The sequence below is a fragment of the Kitasatospora sp. NPDC059973 genome, assembly GCF_042737525.1.
Lineage (GTDB): Bacteria > Actinomycetota > Actinomycetes > Streptomycetales > Streptomycetaceae > Kitasatospora.
This window is the reverse complement of sequence record NZ_JBHWUI010000066.1, coordinates 1-21,651: the sequence shown is the minus strand read 5'-3', so window position 1 is coordinate 21,651 and position 21,651 is coordinate 1. Positions and strand designations below refer to the sequence as shown.

The window sequence follows — 21,651 nt, the reverse complement described above, 5'->3', positions numbered from 1 at the left end:
CCCGCCGAGGCGGCGCCGCTGCGGTTGCTGCCCGCCCTCACTAGGTAAGGAGAGAAAGGATTCCCGAGGCCCCATCGAGTGACGAAGTGACGATTTCGAAGCTGTTTCAGGGTTCTCTAAGACTTCGAAACGCTAAGAGAACATGGAATCACCCTCGAAATCGTCACTTCGTCACTCCCGCCGCTCGACCGGCCGCCGGCTCTCCCCACTGTGAGGCGAAAGCCCGGGGTGTTGGCGGTGCAGAGAAGCCCCGGCCGGGCACGGGGCCAGACCGGGGCTCGACCAGGGAACGGCCTACAGCTTGGCTACCCACCCCCGAACCGGCGGGCGCTCGCCTGCTGCATCTACGTAGCTGATCACGTCCCCGAGTAGCTCGGCGGCGTCGCGTCAGCGCTCTCGGAGGGTTCGTCTTCTTCGGGGCCGTCCACAGTGAGCAGCGCCCAGTCCGCTGTTACTCGCTGATCTGTTGCTGCGCTTCGACCCCGCTTGTCCGAACGGGCCACCGTGAAGGCGGTCACGAAGTAGGCCAGGAACTCACGCCGTTGCACCGTGTCCCAGCCAGCCCAGACGCTGCCCTCGCCCAAGGGGTCCTCGTCCGGGTCCAGCCCCGACCACGACGAAGGGATCTCAATCGTTCGGCTTGTCTCGGCAGCGATCTGCGCCAATCGGTCCTTGCAACTCTGCTCGTGGGCCGTGTACTTGACCAAGGTGTCCTTGAACGCCTGCCGACCAATCGGACCGTTGTACAGGCCCTCTGAGCGGTCAGCGTAGAGCTGCCGCATGGAGTCCTGGACGTGCTCAAGCTGGGCAGCGGTCTCGGCCCGCTCCTCCTCCAGTCCAGCGGTGTCCCTCTGGCGGGCGTACTTGAGGGCAGCGGCGGCCAGCCACTCGCGGTCGTCCGGGTCGTCGATATCGGCGGTCGCCAGACGGTGCCACACGAGACCAGCGGCAGCAGCGTCGGCCGCCTCTGCTCGGATCGTCAGACCATGCGAATTCACGCGACTGGTGGGCCGAGGGCACGTGTACCGACGCTGACCGCCCTCGTACACCATGTTGGCGTTGCAGATGCCGCAGCGAAGGATGCCCCAACCGCCCAGCAGCGTTCGGGCGTTCTCGGGGTTGCGGGGCCGGATCGAGGCTCGGGACCGCCCCTTGAGGACGTCTTGCAGCCGGTACCAGTCGACCGGCTCCATAAGGCCCTGGTGCACTGCCATGGGGGCGCCGCTCTTGTCGCGCATGACCTCCCGTCGTCGCTTCGTGCCGTCCGGGTTGGTCACCCACTGGGCAGCGAATCCGGCGAGCGCGGGGTGACGCAGCAGGGTGTTCACCGTGCCCACATCCCAGAGGGGAGGGCACTTCGGGTCGAGCGGTGTGATGTTGCTCCGGGAGCGCCCGGACCGCTTTCGCCCCGCTGCCAGCGCGAGCGCCCCGGGGGACGGTTCGCCCGACTCGTTGAGGCTCTGCACGATGGCAGAGACCGTCTCGCCGTCCATGACGCGCTTGACGATGGCTCGGACCTTCTCGGCTGCCTCGGGCTCGGGCACCAACTGGGAGCGAACCAACTTCCCTTCCTTGACCCGCTCCGTCTTCATGCCGAACGGCGGGCGGCCGGACACGTGGCTGCCGATCGCCTTGAGTTCCGCCTTGGCCTCGGAGATGTGCGCGGACTTCAACTCCGACTCCTGCTGCGCCAGAGCTGCGATCAGCGCGAAGACGGCCACCCCTATCGGGTGCGTGGTGTCGAGGAACGGTTCCTCAACGGAGACCAGACGCACGCCGTGCTGCGTCAGCACGTCATTGATGCGCATCGCTTCCATTGCGCCCTGGCGGGTGAGGCGCGCCAGCGAGAAGACGACCACCACGTCCACCTCACCAGCTCGGACCGCCGCCATCATGGCGTCGAACCCCGCACGCTCGGTATCCGGGTCCCAACCGGACTTCCCGATGTCCTGGAAGACCCGGCCGACCTTCCACCCCTTGCCCTCGGCCAGGGACTTGCCCCGGCCGATCTGGGACTCGGTGGAGGTCTCGGAGTCGTCCAGGCGCCGCTTGGACTGGCGGGCGTAGATCGCGGCGCGGACGGACTCAAGTTCTGCCGGCCGGATGTTCCGGCTCACGTACGGTGTCATAGTGCGCAGCATCCTATAAACATGAGTTCCATCAGGATGCGTGAGGTGGCTGCTCGCTAGAGCCGCCCCTGCCTGCGCAGGACGAGGCCCCGTGCCTCCGGCAGGCGAATTCCAAGCAGTCACCCGGCCCGTGGGCTCACCGGAACATCCCCGGTGCCTCGCTGCAGCGAGGAGCAGCCCACGGGCTGTCTGCTGTTCCGGCACCGATCGGCCCGGACGGCGGCCCGGGGCGTTTGCCTCCCACCGCTCCGACGCTAGAGTCGGCGCGGGTTCCGGAGCGGAGCGGGGCGGCCACAGGGGGTAGGCGATGGCGAGGACGCGGCGGACCGGGGGCACGACGGCCCTGCGAACGGCACAACGGGGAGCGGCCGGAGCGCTGGTGGGGGTGGGGGCGCTCGGCCTGGTGCTGTTCTCCCTCGACCGGGCGCACAGCTGGCAGGCGCTGGGCGGCGGGCTGGTGGTGACCGGGGCCTCGGCGGTGCTCGGCGGCGCGCTCGGCTTCCTGTTCGGCGTGCCCCGGGCGCGCGGCGGCCCGGCCGGTGAGCCGCACGGCTCCTACGCCCCGAACACCAATCTGGAGCAGGTCTCCGACTGGCTGACCAAGGTGCTGCTCGGCGTCGGCCTGACCCAGCTCGGCTCGCTCGGCGAGCGGCTGCACCAGCTGGGCGCGGCGCTGGCCCCCGCACTGGGCGGCGGCGAGGGCGCGGCCCCCTTCGCGGCCGCGCTGGTCCTCTACTTCCTCGTTCTCGGTTTCCTGACCGGCTGGCTGGTGACGCGGCTCGCCCTGCCCCGGGTGCTCTCCGGCGCCGACCAGGCGCTCGACCTCTTCCTGGCCGGCCAGGACCGCGACCTCCGGGGCGACAAGGTGGGCGCGGACGACCTGCGGGTCCGCGCGATGCAGCACCTGGGCCTGCTGGGCGGCAGCACCGGCCGGGCGGACGACCCGGCCCGCCTGCTGCCGTCGAACGTGACGACCGGGCCGGAGAGCGTGATGGCCGAGGTCCGGTCGACGGCCCGGCGCTCGGCGCTCACCGCGGACCGGGTCCGGGAGCTGTTCGCGGACGGCGCCGACGACCGGCGGATCCAGGCGCTCGCCCTGATGCAGGGCGATCCCGCGCTGGCCGACCTGACCAGCGTGCTGGAGGCGATCGAGCACCCGCGCTCCGGCTTCGAGCAGTACCACGCGCTGCTGGCCGCCCGGGGCCTGCTCTCCTGGCTGCCGGCCGCACAGGCGCAGCGGCTGCGGGACGCGGTGGCCGGCCGGCTGGTGGCGCCGGACGGCATCCCGTACGGCTCCGACCGGAGCTGGCTGGCGGAGAAGATCCTCTCCCGGCTGGAGTCACCGGCTCCGCTCCCCCCGCAGGTCACCCTCCCGCAGCAGACCGGTCCGGCCGGGCAGCCGGCCGGGCAGCCGGCCCGCCCGCCCGAGACCGACCGGCCGGAGCGGCAGCCGGGCTAGCCGCCCCGGCGCCGGCAGTCGGCGGCGCGCAGGACGAGGACCCGGCCGAGGCGCCCCGCACCGGCCGGGAGCGGGCGGACCTCGCTGGCGATCCGGCGCTCGCCCAGCGCGCGGCGCAGCCCGTCGAGGTGCCGGCAGCGCCGGCCCGCGGCGTCGTTCAGCGGGTGGACCCGGACCTCGCCGCCGGGGGCGGTCACCCGGACCAGCTCGGTCAGCGCGGCCAACTGCTGCTCGGGGCCGAAGAGTTCGGGGTAGACGAACAGCAGGAACCCGCTGAGGGTGAGCGCGAAGGTGTCGTCCGCGAACGGCAGCCGGGGCAGCGCGGCGGCCACGTACCGCTGCGGGTGGGCGGCGGCGTCCGCGGCGAACAGCCGGCGGGCCCGGTCCCAGCTGCGCAGGTAGCGGTCGGCCGGGCGGTGGTGGGACGCCGGGTACAGCTCGGGGCGGGCGGCCATCGCGGCCGCCATGGCGGCGCGGGCGGCCAGCGCGCGGGCCGCGAGCTCGGGGGCCGGCCAGGCGTACGCGGGATCGGTGGCGATCACCCGGCAGCCCAGCTCGCGTGCCTCGGCCGCGAGCCCGGCGGCGCCGCCCGGGCAGTCGAGGACCGGCCCGGGGAGGGCCGCGAGCCCGGCCCGGGTCAGGTCGAACAGCGCGCAGTACTCGTCCAGCGGGCGGGAGGTGACCGGGACGTCGGCGGCGAGGTCGGTCGGGGCGGCCATGCGGTCATCGGACCACGGGCCGGCCCCGCCCGCACCCCGGAGCGTCCGGGGCGGGGCGGGGCCGGTGGGGCTGGTGGGGCCGGGCGGTGGGGCGGCGGGTGGACCGGTCAGCGGCCGAGCAGAGCCCGGGCGGCGAGCCGGTTGACGTTGGTCAGGCCGCGCACCAGCTGCGGGGTCAGGAAGACGAACACGAAGCCCAGCAGCGAGAGCCCGGCGATCTGCAGCGGCCCCTCGACGTAGTAGACGTGCTCGACGCCGTTGCCGTCGTAGTAGTCGAACACCCGGAAGCCCCGCCAGCCGACGTACTTCGGGTAGACCCAGTGGTAGAGCGGGTAGAGCGCCAGCGTCCAGCCGACCAGCAGGAACGTCAGCGACATCACGAAGCTGAAGAGCGCCCACGGGAGCATCACCACCTGGTAGAGCACGGCCTTCCAGCCCGCCGCGTCCACCAGCCGCGCGGTGATCGCACCCCAGCTGCCCGGCCGGCGCGCCCGGACCGGCTTCGGGCCGGGCACGTCCAGCGCCAGCATGCCGCGGACCCGGGCCCGCTCCAGCCGGCCGAAACCCCGGGCCCCGGCGGTCAGAGCGGCCAGCACCGGCATGCCGAGCACGGTGACGAGAGTGCCGACACCGAAGGCGAACAGCGTGACGGCGAAGGCGAACCCGGCGAGGGCCACCGGCACCGCGGTGAGGGTGAAGCCGAGCTCCCGGTAGTAGTAGGACGAGAACGGCGCCCGCCAGGCGTACGGCGGCTCCTCGGTGCGCCGTACCGCGTCGTCGCGGTCGTACTCGCTGCGCTGCGTGCTGAGGCTGCTGCTCATGGCCCTCGGGTCCTTCTCGGTGGCGTGCCGGGCTGACGTCACAACCCTGTCAAAGGCCGGGCCGGGCGGACATCCGGCTCCCCCGCGAAGCGGGCCGGGGGTTAACCCCCCACCCGGGGCCACTCGTGGGCGAGCAGCGAGTACTGGAAGGAGTCGCGCCAGCCGCCGCGCAGGTGCGCGTCGTGCCGGATCCGGCCCTCCAGGCGGAAGCCGGCCCGGATGAGCACCCGGACCGAGGCCGTGTTCTCCACGTCCACCCGGGCGACCAGCCGGTGCAGCCCGAGCGGGCCGAAGGCGAAGTCGCAGAGCAGCCCGGTGATCTCGCCCGCGTAGCCGTTGCCCCAGGTGTCGGGGCGCAGCGCGTAGCCGAGGTCGGCGCTGCGGTGGCCGCCGAGCGTGAGGGCGGCGTTGCCGATCGGGACGGCGCGGGACGGGGCGTCCGCGTCGGCGCGGCGGGTGACGGCCAGCCGGTAGACCGTCCGCTCGTCCTGCTGCGCCTCCTCCAGGTACTGCTCGATCTGGTCGGCGCAGTCCTCGCGGTCACGCGGCTCGAACGGGAGGTAGCGGGTGGCCTCCCGGTCGCCGAACACCGCGTACAGGGCGTCGACGTCGGCGGCGCTGTGGTGGAACTCGCGGATGGCCAGGCGGGGGCCGGTGAGTCGGACGGGGACCATGCCTGCCGACCCTACCCGGGCTTTCCGGTTACCTTACGTGACATGGAAGAAGAAGACCTGCGGCTCGCCCCGCGCACCAAAGCCGCCGAACTGCTCGCCTGGGCGCAGGCGCACGGCCACCCGCCGGTGGCCGAGGCGCCGGTGCGGGCGGTGCTGGCGCTGCTGGAGCTGGGTGAGGGCAGGATGCGTGACGGCTGGCCGGAGCTGACCTCGGACGCCGTGGAACAACTGCTGTACGAGCGGCTCTACCTGTACGTCCAGCCCGAGCCGGAGCAGGACCCGCTGGCGTACGGCGCCGCGGTGCGGCTGCTGATCGACCACCAGCGGGCGGCGAAGCGGCTGAACGCCAAGCGGCAGGAGCGGCTGCACGCGGAGGCCGAGTGGCAGGGCGAGGTGGCCGCCGGGCTGCTGCGCCGCGCCGACCTGGTGACCTGGCCCCGGCTGTACACGCTGCTGCTGCGGGCGGACGGGGTGGACCCGGCCGACGGGGCGGCGGTCCGGGCCTGGCTGGAGGCGTTCCGGGAGCTGGCGCCGGAAGACCGGGCGGCCGCCTACGAGCGGCTGGAGGCGACGGGCGCGCTGGACCCGGTGGACGACGGGGGCTGGGACGGCGCCCGGCCGCTCAGCGTCGGGATGGCCACCGACGGTGCCCGGCGGCTGCTGGAGCAGGGGCTGATGCGGCGCAGCTACCGCAACCTGGAGGAGCTCACCGCGCAGGGCCGGCCGATGCCCGAGGAGCTGGCCGGGGACTTCGGGGCGTTCGAGGAGGCCGCCGTCGAGGCCGCGCTGGACCTCTTCGGCGAGTGGACGGTGCCGGGGCTGCCGCGGCTGCTGGTGGAGGAGTTCCCGGAGCTGGCCCCGGAGCCGGGCCAGGAGGAGATCGACGCGTACCTGGCGCAGCTGCCCGGGGCACCCGGCGAGGCGGAGGACGCCGGGGAGTACGGGGACGACGAGCCCGGGGACGAGTACGGGGACGACTACGGGGACGAGTACGGCTACGCGCCCGGGCACGGGCACGGGTCCGCCGACCGGCCGGGCGGGACCGGCGCGGCCGCCGGGGCCTGAGACGCGACGGTGCCCCGGCCGTCGTGACGACGACCGGGGCACCGCGGCGGGCTGTCAGGAGGCGACGCCGGTCAGGGGGTCACGCCGCGCTGCTCGAACCAGCTCTCCGGGTCGACCGGGGCACCGCCGCCGGGGCGGACCTCCAGGTGCAGGTGCGGGCCGGTGACGTTGCCGGTGGCCCCCACCTTGCCGAGCTGCTGCCCGGGGACGACCTTGCCGGAGCCCTTGATGATCGAGGAGAGGTGGCAGTACCAGATCTCGGTGCCGTCGGGCAGCGTCTCGACGATCCGGTAGCCGTACGACCCGGCCCAGCCGGCCGAGGTGATGGTGCCCTGGCCGACCGCGTAGACCGGGGTGCCGGTGTCGGCGGCGAAGTCCAGGCCGGTGTGCAGGTGGGCCCAGTAGGAGGCGCTCTGGCCGTAGTGGGCCGAGAGGTGGTAGTCGCGCACCGGCAGCTCGATGGCGGCGAGCTTGGCCTTCTCGGCCTCCTCGGCGGCCCGCTTGGCCTCCTGCTGCTGGGCCGCGCGCTTGACCTCGGCCTCCTTGGCGGCCTGCAGGCGGGCGCCCTCCTCGGCGGCGGTGCGCTGGCTGTCCGCCTGCTGCTGGATCCGGGCGGCGAGCGCGAGGCCCGGGTCCGCGGCGAGCGCGACCGGGGTCTCGTCCGGGACCTCGACGGCGGGGGCGGCGGCCGGGGTGGCGGAGGCGAAGCCGGTCGCACCGAGGGTGGCGGCCACGGCGGTGACGCCGAGCAGCGGGGCGGTGCCGCGGGTCTGACGGGGCATCCGGTGCCGGTTGCTGTCGGGGGCCTGCGGCCCGGTCTCGACGCCGGACCCGCCGAACTCGCCCGGGTGGGCGGGCGGCCAGGGGTGGTCGAGCAGCTGGGTGCCGGCGGGGGAGCCGGGCAGGTGTGCCGGAGAGTGCGACGACGCCACGGAGGCGCGCTCCTTTCCTTCCTTCGCGCCTACCGGGTTAGCTGACGGGTTCGGAGCAGGAAGGTCTCCTACGGCTGGGCCTGGGCCCGGCCGATTCACCCCAAGGAACATGGTTCCCCGGCTCCCTGGCCTGCCCGGAGGCCGGCCGGCGGGATTAGGCGACGGCGCACGGTGCCGTCTGGGTACGGCGTTACGAACCGCGCTGCGTTATCAAACGTTAATCCTAGGAGCCTCTGATTCCAAGCCGTCCGTTCGGGACAGCCGGATACTACCCGGACGGTACGTGACCTGATGGGCGATTTGGGCGGATCGGCGGCACCTGACACTACCGAACGTGAGGGGACGTCAACGAACGGCCCCCCACTTGAGTACTCCTACTCATGTGCGGCGCTCCCGGCGCGGCCATCCTGGCGCCATGAACGCACCGATGCAGTCACGCACCACGGCCGCGTACCACCTCCAGGCCGTCCTCTCCTTCGCCCTCTCCGGCGGCGCCCTCGCCGTCGGCATCGCCTATCTGCCGGTCGGCGGCTGGACCCGCGCCTTCCTCGCGGTCGGCCTGCTCTACACCGTCACCTCCGCCTTCACCCTGGCCAAGGTGATCCGGGACCGGCAGGAGACCAACGAGATCGTCACCCGGGTGGACCAGGCGCGACTGGAGAAGCTGCTCGCCGAGCACGACCCGTTCAAGGTGGAGGGGGTCTGAGCCGCGGCACCGGGGCCACCCCGGGGTCCGGCCGGTCGAGGGCTTGACGGCTAAGGCTATTAGCCTTAGCTTTATGGCTATCGGCGCAACGCCGACAGCCCGTCCCCGCGGACCGAGGAGGCCCCCATGCCCGGCACCTTCACCCCCAGCACCCAGTACCTCGACCTCCCCGGCGGCCGGCTGGCCTTCGACGACACCGAGCAGGGCGACGGCGCCCCCCTCGTCCTGCTCCCCGGGATGCTCGACAGCCGTGCCGCGTACCGGCACCTGCGCCCGCTGCTGGTGGCCGCGGGCCACCGGGTGATCACCCTGGACCTGCGCGGGTTCGGCGAGTCCTCGATCGCCTGGGACGACTACACGCCGGCCGCGATCGCCACCGACGTCCTCGCCCTGCTGGACCACCTCGGCATCGACCGCGCCACGCTGGTCGGCAACTCCTACGCCGGTGCGACGGTGGTCAAGGTGGCCGGGGACGCGCCGGAGCGGGTGGCCGGGATCGTCCTGGTGGACGCCTTCGTCGAGAACCCGCCGCCGAACGCGCTGCAGCGCGCGATGTTCGGCGTGATGGGCGTCCTGCTGGTGCACTCGCCCGCGTTCTGGGGCCTCTACCACCGCAAGATGGCGTACCCCGGTCCCAAGCCGGCCGACTTCGACGCCTACGTGGACGGACTGGTCGCCGCGATGCGCATGCCGGGCCGCAAGCAGGCCACCCGGGGCTACGTGCGCGGGGACTCCGCGCCGAACGGCTGGACCGCCGCCGTGAGCTGCCCGGCGCTGGTCCTGATGGGCACCAAGGACCCCGACTTCCCGAACCCCGAGCTGGTCGCCGACCGGCAGGCCGCCGCGCTGAACGGCCGCAAGGTGATGATCGAGGGCTCCGGCCACTACCCGATGGCCGACCGGCCGCAGGCCACCGCCGACGCCCTGCTGCCCTTCCTCGCCGAGCTGGCCTGAGCCCGCCCCTTCCTCGCCGAGCCGGCCCGAGCCCGCCCGCTACCTCGCCCACGGAGACCGCACCATGCCCCGAGTCGGACTGACCCCCGAGCAGGTCGTCGACCACGCCCTCGCCCTCATCGACGAACAGGGCGCCGAGGCCCTCACCCTGGCCGCCGTCGCCGGACGGGCCCAGGTGGCCACCCCCTCGCTGTACAAGCACGTCACCGGCGGACTCGCCGAGCTGCGCCGGCTGATCGCCGTCCGGGTCACCGAGGAACTCGCCGACCGGCTCGCCGAGGCCGCCGTCGGCCGCGGCGGGGACGACGCCGTCGCCGCCGTCCTGCGGGCCTACCACGGCTACGCCACCGAGTACCCGCACCGGTACGCCGCGCTGCCGCAGGCCCCGCAGCCGGACGACGACCTGGCCAGGGCGGGCGGCCGGCTGGTCGGGGTGATCCTCGCGGTGCTCCGCGGCTACGGACTGGAGGGCTCCGAGGCCGTCCACGCCGCCCGGACCGTCCGCTCGGTCGCCCACGGCTTCGCCTCGCTGTCGATCGGCGGCGGGTTCCAGCTCGCCGAGAACCTCTCCGACACCCAGGACCGCCTGATCACCCTCCTCACCGGCGGCCTCCGGAACTGGCCCGGGGCCTGAACCCCGCCCCCACCGCGCGCCGGGGCTCCGTGAGTTCGCCCGGCCGGGCGCCGCACCCGGCGCACCCCGCGCGGCGGGCCGGCCGGACCACGGCGGACCACCCGGTCGGAGCGGCCGGGCAGGGCACGACCGGCGTCCGCACCCCGGCACCGGTGCGCCGTCCGGGTCACCCTTCACCGGCATCGGAAATGAGGTATGAAGAATTGGGTGCCCGACAAGGCGACGGAAAGGCCGGGAAATCCCATGGACCTGACCTCACCGTGGCTTCCCCCCTCCGAGGACGAGAGCCGGGCCCCGCGCAGCAGCCCCACCGCGCGCAGCGCGATGCGCTGTGTCCGGTTACTGCTCGGCTGCACCACCGCCGCCGAACTCCTCGGGACCGTGCTCGCCGAGGGCCCGGGCTGGATCACCGGTGAGGGCTCCGCGCTCTACCTGCTGGACAGCGCCGGGATGCTCCGGCTCACCGCCTCGCACGGCCTGCCCGACTGGGTCCACGAGCGCTACGGCGTCATCGATCCGGCGAGCGAGCTGCCCGCCGCGATGGCCCTGCGACTGCGCCGCCCGTACCTGCTCAGTCCGGAGCGCACCAGCGTCGACTATCCCCACCGCAATGCCGGCATGGGCACCGGAATGGTCGCGCTGATCGCCCTGCCGATGATCGTCGACGAACGGCCGATCGGCGTGCTCGCCCTCGCCCTCGCCCACCGGGGCACCGTCCCCCGCCGCGATCTGGACGTGCTGGAGACGCTCGGCGACGCCTGCGCCCACCGGCTCGCCCATCTGCTCGACAGCGCGCGGGCGGGGGCCCGCCCGGCCGGGACGGCCCACCCGGGGACCGGCGGCGAGGCCGGTACGGACGGGCGGGCCGCCGCACTGGCCCACCCGATGCTCTCGCTCGCCGTCCGGTCCGCCGGGCACGGCGCCTTCGAGCGCGATCTGGTGACCGGCGAGACCTTCTGGGACGCCACCGCCTACCGGCTGGTCGACCGCCCCGTGCCGCCCGACGGCCCGCCCACCGCACCCGACCTGGACGGGCTGGTCCACCCCGAGGACCTCCCGGACGTCCAGGCCGCCCTCGCCGAGGCGCTCGCCACCGGCGGCCCGTACCGGATCGAGTACCGGGTGCCGCGCCGCGACGGCGGTGTGATCCGGATCGAGGAGACCGGCGAGGTGATGCTGGACGTGCACCGCCGGCCGGTCCGGGTCGCCGGGCTGCTGGCCGACCGGGACCGCGCGGGCGCCCCCGCGGAGGAGGCGGCCGGCGGCGGAGCGGGCGGCGGCGCCCCGGCGGCCGGCGCCCGCTCGGCGCTGCTGCTGGCGCTCACCCGCGCGCTGTCCCGCGCGGTCACCGTCCGGGACTTGACCACCGCGGTGACCGACGTCGCCCGGCCGGCCTTCGGCGCCGCCAGCATCGTGCTCGACCTGGTCGACGAGGGCCGGCTGCTGCCCGTCTCGCACACCGTGTACGGCGGCCCGCGCCGGACCGAGCTGACCCGGCTGGCCGACCTCTCCGAGGGCGTGATGCAGCACTCGCTGGCCCGCGCCGCCCCGCTGTTCAGCGAGCCCGCCACCACCCGGCCGGGCGGCGGCGGGCCACTGACCCCGGCGTCCTGGGCGGTGCTGCCACTGGTCGCCTCCGGGCGGCAGGTCGGCTCCTGCCTGATCACCTTCTCCACCGAACGGGTCTTCGGCCGCGAGGACCGCACCCTCTACTCCGCCTTCGCCGGCATCCTGGCGCAGTCCCTGGAGCGCGCCCGGCTCTACGACACCCACCACCACCGGGCCACCGAACTGCAGCGCGCCATGCTGCCGCGCACCCTGCCCCGGCTGCCCGGGATCGCCAGCGCCGCGCGCTACCTGCCCAGCACCGAGGGCATGCAGATCGGCGGCGACTGGTACGACCTGCTGCGGCTGCCGGACGGCCGGATCGGCCTGGTGATCGGCGACGTCCAGGGCCACAACGCCGAGGCCACCGCCGTGATGGGCCAGCTGCGCAGCGGTCTGCGCGCGTACGCCACCGACGGCCACGACCCGGCCGCCACCCTGGCCCGGACCAGCCGGCTGCTGTCCGAACTCGACACCGACCTCTTCGCCACCTGCCTCTACCTCACCCTCGACCCCGCCGACGGGACGGTCCGGGCGGCCCGGGCCGGTCACCCCTCGCCGGTCCGGATCGCGCCGGACGCCGCGGCCGTCGAGCTGGACCTGCCGGGCGGCCCGCCGCTGGGCGTGGACCCGGGGCAGCCGTACCACCTGACGGTCGGGCACCTGGCGGTCGGCGAGACGCTGCTGGTCTACACGGACGGGCTGGTCGAGGACCGCGAGGAGGACTACGACGAGTCGGTGCAGCGGATGCTCGGCGGGCTGGAGCTGTGGGCCCGGCAGGCCGGTCCGATCCGCCTCGGCCCGGCCGCCGCCCTGGAGCGCCTCGCCGACCTGCTCACCCTCAACGTGACCGAGCGCCGCTCCCGGCCGGACGACGTCGCTCTGCTGTTGCTGCACCGGAGTTCGCCGGTTCAGTGAGCCTCCGGCGGTGCCGGGGGAGCGGCCCCGGGGGCGGCGCGGCCGGGCCGGAAGCAGGTCGGATTGACGTCGTATGGACGGGATATTGACGAGATCCGGTCACTTGGCGAGATCCGTTCACACCTTCGTAGGATCATCACCCTAGAATTCGCGGCGTGACGATGACTCAGTGGTGTGCAACGGCAACCGGCGTTCTCGCCGCCCTCGCCCTCGTGGCCGCCGCCCGCTACCGCGCCGTCTCCGTCACCCAGCGCCGCCGGGCCGACCGGCAGCAGCGCGAGAACGCCCGCCTCCAGGACCAGCTCGCCGTCGAACTCGCCCGCCGGGGCAGCGAACTGGCGGCCGTCCAGCAGGAGCAGGAACTCAACGCCTCCACCCAGCGGGCCTTCCTCAGCGTGGCCCGCCGGATCCTCGTGATGGCCCACGACCAGCAGGCCCTGCTCGACGAGATGGAGCGCACCCACGACGACCCGGCGCTGCTGGAGGGCCTGCTCAAGGCCGACCACGCCGCCGCCCAACAGGCCCGCCTCGCCCAGACCCTGGCCGTGCTGTGCGGCGCCCGGGCCGGGCGGCACTGGCCCGAACCGGTCTCGCTGGAGGACGTGGTGCGCGGTGCCCAGTCGCGCATCCTGCCCTTCCAGCGGGTGGTGGTCCGCAGCCGGATCGAGACCGCCGTGGTCGGCGCCGCCGCCGAGGCGCTCATCCACGCCGTGGCCGAGCTGCTGGACAACGCCACCCGCTACTCACCGCCCAGCACCCAGGTGTTCGTCACGCTGATGCCGGTCCACAACGGCGCCGTCGTCGAGATCGACGACGGCGGCGTCGGGATGCCCGAGCCGGCCGTCGCCAAGGCGGCCTCCGCGCTGGCCGGCGGCACCTCGCTGGAGGTGTCCCGCCTCGGCGAGGTGCCGCAGCTGGGCCTGGCCGCGGTCGGCCGGCTCGCCGAGCAGTACGGGTTCCGGGTCACCCTCAGTTCGGCGCCCTCCCCGTACGGCGGGGTCCGGGTCGTGGTGCTGCTGCCGAACGCGCTGCTCACCGAGCCGCTCCCGCCGACCGTCCCGGGCCTCGGCCCCGACGACCCGGCGTTCCCGGCCGACCCCCACCGGAACCCGGCCTCCCCCTACCCGGGCGGACATCCGCGGACCACCGCACACCCCCTGGTGGAGACCCCGCCGGCCGGCCCCGCCGCTCCGCCGCCGCTGCCCCGCCGGAGCCACCGGCGCGACCGCTCCAACCGCCACGCCTCGCCGGCCGCTCCCCCGCCGGCGCCCGCCCCGCCCTACCGGTCGGCGCAGGATGCCCGGGCGTTCATGGCGATGTTCCAGGCCGGCACCGCCGACGGCCGGTCGGCCGCCCGGACGCAGGCCCAGCCCCACCGTTCCCTGCCCGCTTCCCCCCAGCTCCCCCAGCGCTTCGGAGAGTTCCATGACCACCACCCCTGATCTCGGCTGGCTGCTCGCCGACATCATCTCCGTCCCCGAGGTCCAGCACGCCGTCGTGGTGTCCAACGACGGCCTGGAGATCGGCCGCAGCGCGGGCATCCTGCGCGAGGACGCCGAGCGGCTCGCCGCCGCCTGCTCGGGCCTGCAGTCGCTGGCCCGCGGCGTCGCCCAGGGCTTCGGCGGCCACGGCAGCGCCACCCGCCAGATCGTCATCGAGTACGGCGGCGGCTACCTCTTCGTGGTCGCCGCCGGGGCCGGGGCCCACCTGGCCGTGGTGACCGGCGAGGCGGTCGACGCCGGCCTGGTCGCCTACCAGATGCAGGTCCTCGTCGAGCGGATCGGCAGCCACCTCACCAGCCCGCCGCGCGTCGATCACGCGGCGGGGGGCCGGCGGTGAACGGGCCGGTCCGGCCCTATGTGATCACCGGCGGCCGCAGCCGGTCCACCCGGTCCGCGCTCGCCGTCGAGAGCCTGGTCAGCGCCTTACCCGACCGGCCCGACCTCCCCGAGGACGCCCTGCTCAACCGCGAGCACCAGCGCATCCTGGACCTCTGCCGCAGCCTGCTGTCGGTCGCCGAGGTGGCCGCCTACCTCGGGCTGCCGCTCGGCGTCGTCAAGGTGCTGGTCGGCGACCTCTGGGACCTCGGCGCCGTCCAGGTGCTCCCGCCCGTCCCGCAGGCCGAACGCCTGCCCGCAACCCTCTTGGAAGAGGTGCTCGTTGGCCTCCGCCAACTCCGCTGACCCGCGCCACGCCGAGCCCTCGGCGCCGGAGCCCCAGTACCTGCCGCCGTCCGTCCAGGGCGCCGTGAAGATCCTGGTCACCGGCCCGTTCGGGGTCGGCAAGACCACCCTGGTCGGCGCACTGAGCGAGATCACGCCGCTGCGCACCGAGGAGACCATGACGGCCGCCAGCAGCGGCATCGACGACCTCACCGGGCGGCCGGGCAAGACCACCACCACGGTCGCGCTGGACTTCGGCCGGATCACGCTCAACCCCCGGCTCGCCCTCTACCTCTTCGGCACCCCCGGGCAGCAGCGGTTCTGGCCGCTCTGGGACGACCTGTCGCGCGGCGCGCTCGGCGCCATCGCGATGGTCGACCTGCGCCGCCCGGACGAGAGCTTCGACGTGCTCGGCCGGCTGGAGGAGCAGCGGATCCCGTTCGCGGTCGCCGTCAACACCTTCCCGGACACCCCGAGTTACCCCGAGGAGGAGCTGCGCTCCGCCCTCGACCTGCTGCCCGACGTACCGATCCTGTACTGCGACGCCCGGGACCGCCGGGCCGCGTACGACCTGCTGATCGACTTCGTCGACCATCTGCACTCCACCGCCGTACTGGAGCTCCAGCGATGACGACCCCCGACCCGGGCACGGCCGTTCCGCCGTCCGCCGGGCAGCTGTCCGCACCCCCCGGCTGCCCGGCGAACGCCACCGGGACCCTGCCCGCCGGGGTGCCGCTGCCCCGGCTGTACGGCGCCGCCGTCGCCGACGACCCGCACGGCCTGTACGCCCGGCTGCGGGCCCAGTACGGCCCGGTCGCACCGATCGAGCTGGAGCCGGGGGTCGAGGCCTGGCTCGTGCTCGGCTACCCCGAACTGCTCGAACTCACCCGCAACGAGGCGCTGTTCTCCAAGGACTCGCGCCGCTGGAGGGTCCCCGCCGAGGGCCGGCTGGCCGCCGACTCCCGGCTGCTGCCGATGACCGCCTGGCGTCCCACCCTGCTCAACCTGGACGGCGCCGAGCACCAGCGGCTGCGCGCCGCCGTCGCCGACACGCTGGCCGAGATCGACCACCGCCAGCTGCGCGAGACCACCGAGGCCGCCGCCGACGCCCTGATCGACAGCTGGGGCCCGGACGGCACCGCCGACCTGATCGCGCAGTACGCCCGTCGGCTGCCGCTGCTGGTCTTCACCCAGCTGATCGGACTGCCCGCCGAGGCCGGACCGCATCTGATCGGCCTGATCAGCCACTTCGTCGACAGCAGCAAGGACTCCGTGCGCGCCAGCGCGGAGTTCCAGGCGATCCTGGTCGACCTCGTCCGGCGCCGCCGCGCCACGCCCGGGGCCGACCTCACCTCCTGGCTGCTGGCCCATCCGGCCGCGCTCAGCGACGAGGAGGCGGTGCACCACCTGGTGGTGATGATGGTCGCGGGCAACGAGACCACCATCAACTGGACCGGCAACACCCTGCGGCTGCTGCTCACCGACCGCCGGTTCCGGGCCACCCTCACCGGCGGCCGGCTCACCGTCTCCGACGCGCTGGAGGAGGTGCTCTGGCGCGACCCGCCGACGCAGAACTTCCCCGGCCGGTGGGCGACCGGCGACACCGTCCTCGGCGGCCAGTACATCAGCGCCGGCGACATGCTCGTGCTCGGCCTGGCCGCGGCCAACGCCGACCCGGCCGCCCAGGGCGCCTCGGCCGCCGCGCACGGCTCGCTCGGCGGCAACCGGGCGCACCTGGCCTGGGGCGCCGGCAAGCACGTCTGCCCGGCCCAGCACCCGGCCCGGATCATCGTCGAGACCGCCGTCGAGACCCTGCTGCACCGCCTTCCCGATCTCCAACTGGCCGTACCGCCCAGCGAGTTGGCCTGGCGCCGGTCGCCCTGGTCACGCGCCCTGGTCAGCCTGCCGGTGCTCTACAGCGCCTTCACCCCGCCCCGCCCGCCAGCCCCCGAGAGGCCGTCATGGACACCGCCGCCCCTGAGCTCGACCGACCCGGCCACCGACCCGAGCCCATCCGGCTCGACCCCTTCGGACGGGACCAGCACGGAGAGAACGCCCGGCTCCGGGAGGCCGGCCCGGCGGTCCTGGTGGAACTCCCTGGCGGGGTGGTGGTCTGGGCGATAGCCCGGCACGACACCCTCCAGGAGCTGCTCGCCGACCCCCGGGTGGGCAAGAACCCGCAGCTCTGGACCGCCTTCACCGAGGGCCGGCTGCCCGAGGGCTGGCCGCTGCTGAACTTCGTCACCGTGCCGGGCATGATCACCGTGGACGGCGAGGACCACCGGCGGCTGCGCGGCCTGGTCACCCAGGCCTTCACCCCGCGCCGGGTCGCCGAACTGCGGCCCGCCGTCGAGTCCCGCACACAGGCGCTGCTCGACGACCTCGCCGGGCTGGAGGGCCCGTTCGACCTGCGCGAGCACTTCGCCTACCCGCTGCCGATGCAGGTCATCGGCGAACTGCTGGGCCTGCCGCCCAAGCAGCAGGACGAACTGCACGAGCTCTCCGACACCCTGGTCTCCAGCTCCGCCACCCCGGCCGCCGCGATCGCCGCCCAGCGGGGGCTCCAGGCGCTGCTCGCCTCCGTGGTCGAGGCCAAGCGCGCCGAACCCGGCGACGACCTGACCACCGACCTGATCGCCGCCCGCGAGTCCGGGGACCGGCTCAGCGAGCAGGAGCTCGTCGGCACGCTGCTGCTGATGCTGGTGGCCGGGCACGAGACCACCCTCAACCTGATCACCAACGCCGTCCGCGCCCTGCTCTCGCACCCCGAGCAGCTGCGGCTGGTGCTCGACGAGGAGCAGCCGTGGTCCGCGGTGGTCGAGGAGACGCTGCGGTACGACTCGCCGGTCGGGCAGTTCCCGCTGCGGTACGCGACCGAGGACATCCCGGTGGGCGACGTGGTGATCCGGCGCGGCGAGGCGCTGCTCGCCTCCTACGCGTCCGCCGGCCGGGACGCCGCGCACTACCCGGACGCCGACCGCTTCGACATCACCCGGCAGCCGAACCGGCATCTGTCGCTCGGCCACGGCCCGCACTTCTGCCTCGGCTCCGGACTCGCCCGGATGGAGGCGGAGACCGCGCTGCGGTACCTGTTCGACCGCTTCCCGGGGATCGCCCTGGCCGAGGGGCCCGCGCCGGAGCCGATCGGGTCGTTCATCAGCAACAGCGTGCGGACGCTGCGGGTGACGGTCTGACGCCGCCGCGGTGACCTGAGGGCGGCCGGGTCGTTGGGGGTTCCATGAAGAAACTCGCCACCCTGGCCGCCCTCACCATGGCAGGCCTCGCCCTGGCCGCCCCGGCCGCGTCGGCCACGACCTCCACCGCCACGTCGCCGGACGCCCTGGACGGGCTCTCCAGCGGCCTCAACCTCTCCCCGGGCGACCTCGCCCTGAAGGAGGCCGGCAAGCTCCCGCTGGTCGGTCACGCCGCGCAGGAGGTGGAGGCGATCGGCACCAACCAGTTGACCCACCCGGGCCTCAGCGGGCAGATCGGCTGAGCGGTCCGGCGCGGGGACTGGGCGGTCCGGGAGCTCCCCTGTGGCTCCCGGGCCCCGTGGTCTCCCTGATCTCCCTGATCTCCCGGTCTCCCGGCGCTCCTTGCGAAGCGGCCGCCAGCCACTGCGCGCCGCTCGGGGCGCACAGCGGCCGGCGTCCGTCGCCGACTTCGCGGTCGGGTCCGGACGCCGGCTCCGGGTCAGCCCTGCGCGAGGGCGTTCAGCTCCTGGTAGGTGAGCCCGCCGTCGAGCGCGGTGTACGTCCCCTCGGAGTACACCTCCTCGGCGGCGCGGCGCACCGCCGCGTACGCCGCCCTGGCCAGGCCCGGCCCGAGGCTGACCCGGGCCACGCCGAGCTTCGCCAGCTCCGGTACGGACGGTGAGCCCGGCCCGGCCAGGACGTTCAGCGGCGCCGGGACGGCGGCCACCAGGGCGGCGATCGTCCCCGGGTCCGCGACGCCGGGCACGAACACGCCGTCCGCGCCGGCCGCGACGTACGCCCGCAGGCGGTCGACGGCCTCGTCCAGCCGGCCGGCCGGGTCGCCGAGCTGCTTCAGGAACACATCGGTGCGGCCGTTGACGAAGAGCGGGACGCCGGCCGCGTCGGCGGCGGCCCGGGCGGCCGCGATCCGTTCGGCCGCCTCGGCGGCGGGGCGCCCCCCGTCCTCCAGGTTCACCCCGACCGCGCCGGTGCCGAGCAGCGCGGTGACGGTCTCGCCGACCTCGGCGGCCGTCGCGCCGAAGCCGCTCTCCAGGTCCGCCGTCACCGGCAGCGCGACCGAGCGCACGATCAGCGCGGTCTGGGCCAGCACCTCGGCGCGGTCGGCCGCGTCGCCGTCCGCGCTGCCGAGCGTCCAGGAGACGCTCGCGCTGGCCGTCGCGACGGCCCGCGCACCGGCGGCGGCGACCAGCCGGGCGCCCACCGCGTCCCACACGTTGGCGAGCACCAGGGGCTCGCCGGGGCGGTGCAGGGCGTGGAGGGCGCGGGCCAGCTCGTGCTGAGTGGTCGTCATGCCGGGCACCCTACTTCGCGGCGGGGCTGAGGCGGGAGGTGACGCCGATCCGGTTCCAGGAGTTGATGGCGATGATCAGCGCGATCAGCTGGGCCAGCTCGGCCTGCTCGAAGTGCTCGGCGGCCTCCTGGTAGACGGCGTCCGGCACGTGCCCCTGGGTCAGCAGGGTGACCGACTCGGTCAGCGCGAGGGCGGCCCGCTCCTTGGCGGTGAACCAGGACGTCTCCCGCCAGGCCGGCAGGGAGAGCAGCCGGTGGTTCTGCTCGCCGTTCTTCAGGGCGTCCGTGGCGTGCATGTCGATGCAGAAGGAGCAGCCGTTGAGCATCGACGCGTGCACCTTGACCAGCTCGGCGAGGACGGGGTCGACGCCCTGCCGGGCGGCGCGGTCCAGGGCGATCATGGCCCGGTAGAACTCGGGGGCGAGGTCGGGGAGGGAGATCCGCTGCTCGGGGGCGGACACGGTGGCGTTGTCGTTCGTCGTCATACCGGCCAGCCTAGGGTCCGACTGGACTGGCTCCCTGGCACATTCGGGCCGAGAGATCGTGGGCCACTTCACGGTCGGGGCAGGCCCTCGGGCGGCTCGCCCGAGTGTGGCACGGCGGGCGCCGGAGGGCGAGGGCCCGGACCTGCCCGGATCCGAACGATCGTGCGAGGATCGCGGGGAGGGTGGTGCAGCCGGGCCGCCCGGGGTGGGCGAGGTCAGGGGGCCAGGATCGTGTGTACCGCGTTCGTCAGCATCGAACCGTCGGCATCGGTGCCCGTGCTGCTGCTGTCGGTGCGGGACGAGTACGCCGGGCGGCGGTGGTCCCCGCCGGACCACCACTGGCCCGCGCACCCGGCGGCCGTCGGCGGGCTCGACCTGGCGGCGGGCGGGACGTGGCTCGCCATCGAACCGGGGGCCGCGGTGCCCGGGGCCACGGAGCCGGGCACCGCGGGGCCGGCCGCGGCCTGTCTGCTGAACGGCTTCGGGGCCATGGCACCCGCCCGGGCCCGGCTCTCGCGCGGGGAGCTGCCGCTGATCGCCCTGCGGGACGGCGGCCTCGCCGGCGTCGACCTGGAGCGGTACGACCCGTTCCACCTCGTCCTCGCCGGCCGGGCCGGCGCACGGGTACTGAGCTGGGACGGCAGCATCCTGGCGGAACGCGACCTGCCGGTCGGGCTGAGCGTGGTGCTCAACGACGGACCGGAGGGGCTGGCGGCGGACCGGACCGCGTCCGAGCTGGTCCGCTCGCTGATGGCCGCCCGCGCCGCGCACTTCCGGGCCCGCTTCCGGGCCGCCGCCCGGCCCGCGCCGCGGCCCGGCCCCGCCACGACCGAGCAGGCCTGGGGCGCCTGGCTGCCGATCGTCTCCGGCGACGGCCTGGCGCTCGACGATCCGGCCGCGCTGGTCCAGCGGCGGGAGTTCGGCGACGGGCGGATCTGGGGCTCGTCCTCGATCTCGCTGCTCGCCTTCGGGCCCGACGGGCCGCGGTACGACTTCGGCCCGGCCCCGGTGACGGAGCCGGGCACGCCCGGCGGCTGGCGCCGGATCGGCTAGACAGGTGGAGTAACCGCCAGACTCCCCCGTCCCGGCCGGGGCGAGTCGTTCAGCCCTGCGCCCGGGCCTCCAGCCAGCGCCTCGCGAGGGTCGCGTTGACGGTGTAGAAGAACTCCGACTTGAGCCCCGGCTCGCTGGTGAGCGCCTCCACCCAGGTCATCGGCCAGTTGCGGCGGTGGTAGTGCCGGTGCACCGCGCGGGTGAAGGCGGCGAGGTTGCCCTGCAGGCTCTTCTTCTCCAGGCCCAGCCGGGTGGCCAGTTCGGTGTAGCTCACCCGCGCGTCGGGCTGGGTGGCCAGCACGTCCAGCAGCCGGGCCACCACCTGCACCGATCCCAGCGGTTCGATCATCAGCCGGCGGAAGTCCTCGACGGTCCACTCGACGACCGGGAGCTTGCCGGGCTCCCCGGCCGCCCCCTCCTCCGGCCCGGCCGGGAGCGCCGGGGGAGCGCCGCCCGCCCCGGCGGCCGTCGGGGCACTCGCCGTGGCGCCGGTCAGCCCGGCCAGGTAGGCGTACACCTGTGTGACGTACTGACTCGGCACCGGCACCGAGACGAACTGCGGCTGGTCGTCCTGCGACATGTGGTCCTCCCCTGGTGTGGCCGCCGGCCCTGTTCCCTGGCGACAGCCCTGATCCTGACAGACCGCCAGTCGCCTTGTCCAGCCTTTACTGCCAGTTACTCTTGGCCTTTCTCGTTTCCTCTCCCGGCTACTTCATCGATTCGGTCCCACCGGCCGCCCCAGTGAGCCGCTCCCGGGACGAACGGGAACGCACCCCTGCGGTGGCCGGTGGACGTTCCGGCCGGGGCGGCGGGCGCGTGGGTGCGCCCGC

22 protein-coding genes and 1 riboswitch are annotated in these 21,651 nt (G+C 74.4%); of the genes, 14 read left to right on the top strand and 8 right to left on the bottom strand.

Annotated features, from left to right (window positions below):
* Positions 1–356: 356 nt before the first annotated feature.
* The gene (locus tag ACFWA9_RS19440) at positions 357–2,117 is read right to left on the bottom strand and encodes a recombinase family protein (protein ID WP_380388462.1); all 1,761 of its coding nucleotides are present in this window, start codon (positions 2,115–2,117) and stop codon (positions 357–359) included.
* Positions 2,118–2,508: 391 nt separating this feature from the next.
* Here ACFWA9_RS19440 and ACFWA9_RS19435 point away from each other — a divergent pair, with 391 nt between their 5' ends.
* Positions 2,509–3,588: a hypothetical protein gene (locus ACFWA9_RS19435; protein ID WP_380388460.1), complete on the top strand. Its 1,080-nt coding sequence runs from the start codon at positions 2,509–2,511 to the stop codon at positions 3,586–3,588.
* Here ACFWA9_RS19435 and ACFWA9_RS19430 read toward each other — a convergent pair.
* From ACFWA9_RS19430 to ACFWA9_RS19420, 3 genes are all read right to left on the bottom strand, one after another.
* The gene (locus ACFWA9_RS19430) at positions 3,585–4,307 is read right to left on the bottom strand and encodes a class I SAM-dependent methyltransferase (RefSeq protein WP_380388458.1); all 723 of its coding nucleotides are present in this window, start codon (positions 4,305–4,307) and stop codon (positions 3,585–3,587) included. The genes ACFWA9_RS19435 and ACFWA9_RS19430 overlap by 4 nt on opposite strands.
* A 107-nt stretch (positions 4,308–4,414) precedes the next feature.
* Positions 4,415–5,128 carry a sensor domain-containing protein gene (locus tag ACFWA9_RS19425; RefSeq protein WP_380388456.1) on the bottom strand — a complete coding sequence of 238 codons (714 nt, stop codon included), beginning with the start codon at positions 5,126–5,128 and terminating at the stop codon, positions 4,415–4,417.
* A 101-nt stretch (positions 5,129–5,229) separates the two neighbouring features.
* On the bottom strand, positions 5,230–5,802 hold the full coding sequence (locus tag ACFWA9_RS19420; protein ID WP_380388454.1) for a GNAT family N-acetyltransferase: 573 nt from the start codon (positions 5,800–5,802) through the stop codon (positions 5,230–5,232).
* 42 nt (positions 5,803–5,844) lie between these two features.
* On the opposite strand from ACFWA9_RS19420, the gene ACFWA9_RS19415 reads away from it, so the two are divergent.
* Positions 5,845–6,867 (top strand): hypothetical protein, encoded by a 1,023-nt coding sequence (locus ACFWA9_RS19415; protein WP_380388452.1) that lies wholly within the window; start codon positions 5,845–5,847, stop codon positions 6,865–6,867.
* 71 nt (positions 6,868–6,938) lie between these two features.
* Here the strand turns inward: ACFWA9_RS19415 and ACFWA9_RS19410 are convergent, their stop codons facing one another.
* Complete coding sequence (locus ACFWA9_RS19410; RefSeq protein WP_329489060.1) at positions 6,939–7,799, bottom strand: M23 family metallopeptidase; 861 nt, start codon at positions 7,797–7,799, stop codon at positions 6,939–6,941.
* A 12-nt stretch (positions 7,800–7,811) separates the two neighbouring features.
* Positions 7,812–7,970, bottom strand: a riboswitch (cyclic di-AMP (ydaO/yuaA leader).
* A gap of 244 nt (positions 7,971–8,214) precedes the next feature.
* Here ACFWA9_RS19410 and ACFWA9_RS19405 point away from each other — a divergent pair.
* From ACFWA9_RS19405 to ACFWA9_RS19355, 11 genes are all read left to right on the top strand, one after another.
* Positions 8,215–8,505: a YiaA/YiaB family inner membrane protein gene (locus tag ACFWA9_RS19405; RefSeq protein WP_329489059.1), complete on the top strand. Its 291-nt coding sequence runs from the start codon at positions 8,215–8,217 to the stop codon at positions 8,503–8,505.
* Between the two features lie 126 nt (positions 8,506–8,631).
* A complete protein-coding gene (locus ACFWA9_RS19400; protein ID WP_380388450.1) occupies positions 8,632–9,459 on the top strand; it encodes an alpha/beta fold hydrolase in 828 nt (275 codons plus the stop codon).
* A 64-nt stretch (positions 9,460–9,523) separates the two neighbouring features.
* Complete coding sequence (locus ACFWA9_RS19395; protein ID WP_380388448.1) at positions 9,524–10,093, top strand: TetR/AcrR family transcriptional regulator; 570 nt, start codon at positions 9,524–9,526, stop codon at positions 10,091–10,093.
* 243 nt (positions 10,094–10,336) lie between these two features.
* The gene (locus ACFWA9_RS19390; RefSeq protein ID WP_380388446.1) at positions 10,337–12,616 is read left to right on the top strand and encodes a SpoIIE family protein phosphatase; all 2,280 of its coding nucleotides are present in this window, start codon (positions 10,337–10,339) and stop codon (positions 12,614–12,616) included.
* Positions 12,617–12,777: 161 nt separating this feature from the next.
* Complete coding sequence (locus ACFWA9_RS19385; protein ID WP_329492194.1) at positions 12,778–14,058, top strand: sensor histidine kinase; 1,281 nt, start codon at positions 12,778–12,780, stop codon at positions 14,056–14,058.
* Complete coding sequence (locus ACFWA9_RS19380; RefSeq protein ID WP_329489055.1) at positions 14,042–14,455, top strand: roadblock/LC7 domain-containing protein; 414 nt, start codon at positions 14,042–14,044, stop codon at positions 14,453–14,455. The genes ACFWA9_RS19385 and ACFWA9_RS19380 overlap by 17 nt, the downstream gene beginning before the upstream one ends.
* A complete protein-coding gene (locus tag ACFWA9_RS19375) occupies positions 14,452–14,799 on the top strand; it encodes a DUF742 domain-containing protein (RefSeq protein ID WP_352291173.1) in 348 nt (115 codons plus the stop codon). The genes ACFWA9_RS19380 and ACFWA9_RS19375 overlap by 4 nt, the downstream gene beginning before the upstream one ends.
* A complete protein-coding gene (locus ACFWA9_RS19370; RefSeq protein WP_380388444.1) occupies positions 14,777–15,409 on the top strand; it encodes an ATP/GTP-binding protein in 633 nt (210 codons plus the stop codon). The genes ACFWA9_RS19375 and ACFWA9_RS19370 overlap by 23 nt, the downstream gene beginning before the upstream one ends.
* Positions 15,406–16,902 carry a cytochrome P450 gene (locus tag ACFWA9_RS19365; protein WP_380388443.1) on the top strand — a complete coding sequence of 499 codons (1,497 nt, stop codon included), beginning with the start codon at positions 15,406–15,408 and terminating at the stop codon, positions 16,900–16,902. The genes ACFWA9_RS19370 and ACFWA9_RS19365 overlap by 4 nt, the downstream gene beginning before the upstream one ends.
* On the top strand, positions 16,866–17,972 hold the full coding sequence (locus ACFWA9_RS19360) for a cytochrome P450 (protein WP_380388442.1): 1,107 nt from the start codon (positions 16,866–16,868) through the stop codon (positions 17,970–17,972). The genes ACFWA9_RS19365 and ACFWA9_RS19360 overlap by 37 nt, the downstream gene beginning before the upstream one ends.
* 44 nt (positions 17,973–18,016) lie before the next feature.
* Positions 18,017–18,274, top strand: coding sequence for a hypothetical protein (locus ACFWA9_RS19355; protein ID WP_329489049.1), 258 nt, complete (start codon positions 18,017–18,019; stop codon positions 18,272–18,274).
* Positions 18,275–18,471: 197 nt separating this feature from the next.
* Here the strand turns inward: ACFWA9_RS19355 and ACFWA9_RS19350 are convergent, their stop codons facing one another.
* Positions 18,472–19,284 (bottom strand): isocitrate lyase/phosphoenolpyruvate mutase family protein, encoded by an 813-nt coding sequence (locus ACFWA9_RS19350; RefSeq protein WP_380388440.1) that lies wholly within the window; start codon positions 19,282–19,284, stop codon positions 18,472–18,474.
* A 10-nt stretch (positions 19,285–19,294) separates the two neighbouring features.
* On the bottom strand, positions 19,295–19,768 hold the full coding sequence (locus ACFWA9_RS19345; RefSeq protein WP_352291176.1) for a carboxymuconolactone decarboxylase family protein: 474 nt from the start codon (positions 19,766–19,768) through the stop codon (positions 19,295–19,297).
* A gap of 231 nt (positions 19,769–19,999) precedes the next feature.
* Here ACFWA9_RS19345 and ACFWA9_RS19340 point away from each other — a divergent pair, with 231 nt between their 5' ends.
* Entirely contained in the window at positions 20,000–20,821 is an 822-nt protein-coding gene (locus ACFWA9_RS19340; protein WP_380388438.1) for an NRDE family protein, read from the top strand.
* A gap of 49 nt (positions 20,822–20,870) precedes the next feature.
* On the opposite strand, the gene ACFWA9_RS19335 is transcribed toward ACFWA9_RS19340, so the two are convergent.
* The gene (locus ACFWA9_RS19335; RefSeq protein ID WP_380388436.1) at positions 20,871–21,401 is read right to left on the bottom strand and encodes a hypothetical protein; all 531 of its coding nucleotides are present in this window, start codon (positions 21,399–21,401) and stop codon (positions 20,871–20,873) included.
* Between the last annotated feature and the right edge of the window lie 250 nt (positions 21,402–21,651).

What these genes read in the sequence shown, in the direction of transcription:
- ACFWA9_RS19430 (WP_380388458.1), bottom strand. Translation starts at nt 4,307, where the DNA reads ATGGCCGCCCCGACCGACCTCGCCGCCGACGTCCCGGTCACCTCCCGC.
- ACFWA9_RS19425 (WP_380388456.1), bottom strand. Translation starts at nt 5,128, where the DNA reads ATGAGCAGCAGCCTCAGCACGCAGCGCAGCGAGTACGACCGCGACGAC.
- ACFWA9_RS19420 (WP_380388454.1), bottom strand. Translation starts at nt 5,802, where the DNA reads ATGGTCCCCGTCCGACTCACCGGCCCCCGCCTGGCCATCCGCGAGTTC.
- ACFWA9_RS19415 (WP_380388452.1), top strand. Translation starts at nt 5,845, where the DNA reads ATGGAAGAAGAAGACCTGCGGCTCGCCCCGCGCACCAAAGCCGCCGAA.
- ACFWA9_RS19405 (WP_329489059.1), top strand. Translation starts at nt 8,215, where the DNA reads ATGAACGCACCGATGCAGTCACGCACCACGGCCGCGTACCACCTCCAG.
- ACFWA9_RS19400 (WP_380388450.1), top strand. Translation starts at nt 8,632, where the DNA reads ATGCCCGGCACCTTCACCCCCAGCACCCAGTACCTCGACCTCCCCGGC.
- ACFWA9_RS19395 (WP_380388448.1), top strand. Translation starts at nt 9,524, where the DNA reads ATGCCCCGAGTCGGACTGACCCCCGAGCAGGTCGTCGACCACGCCCTC.
- ACFWA9_RS19390 (WP_380388446.1), top strand. Translation starts at nt 10,337, where the DNA reads ATGGACCTGACCTCACCGTGGCTTCCCCCCTCCGAGGACGAGAGCCGG.
- ACFWA9_RS19385 (WP_329492194.1), top strand. Translation starts at nt 12,778, where the DNA reads ATGACTCAGTGGTGTGCAACGGCAACCGGCGTTCTCGCCGCCCTCGCC.
- ACFWA9_RS19380 (WP_329489055.1), top strand. Translation starts at nt 14,042, where the DNA reads ATGACCACCACCCCTGATCTCGGCTGGCTGCTCGCCGACATCATCTCC.
- ACFWA9_RS19365 (WP_380388443.1), top strand. Translation starts at nt 15,406, where the DNA reads ATGACGACCCCCGACCCGGGCACGGCCGTTCCGCCGTCCGCCGGGCAG.
- ACFWA9_RS19355 (WP_329489049.1), top strand. Translation starts at nt 18,017, where the DNA reads ATGAAGAAACTCGCCACCCTGGCCGCCCTCACCATGGCAGGCCTCGCC.
- ACFWA9_RS19350 (WP_380388440.1), bottom strand. Translation starts at nt 19,284, where the DNA reads ATGACGACCACTCAGCACGAGCTGGCCCGCGCCCTCCACGCCCTGCAC.
- ACFWA9_RS19345 (WP_352291176.1), bottom strand. Translation starts at nt 19,768, where the DNA reads ATGACGACGAACGACAACGCCACCGTGTCCGCCCCCGAGCAGCGGATC.
- ACFWA9_RS19335 (WP_380388436.1), bottom strand. Translation starts at nt 21,401, where the DNA reads ATGTCGCAGGACGACCAGCCGCAGTTCGTCTCGGTGCCGGTGCCGAGT.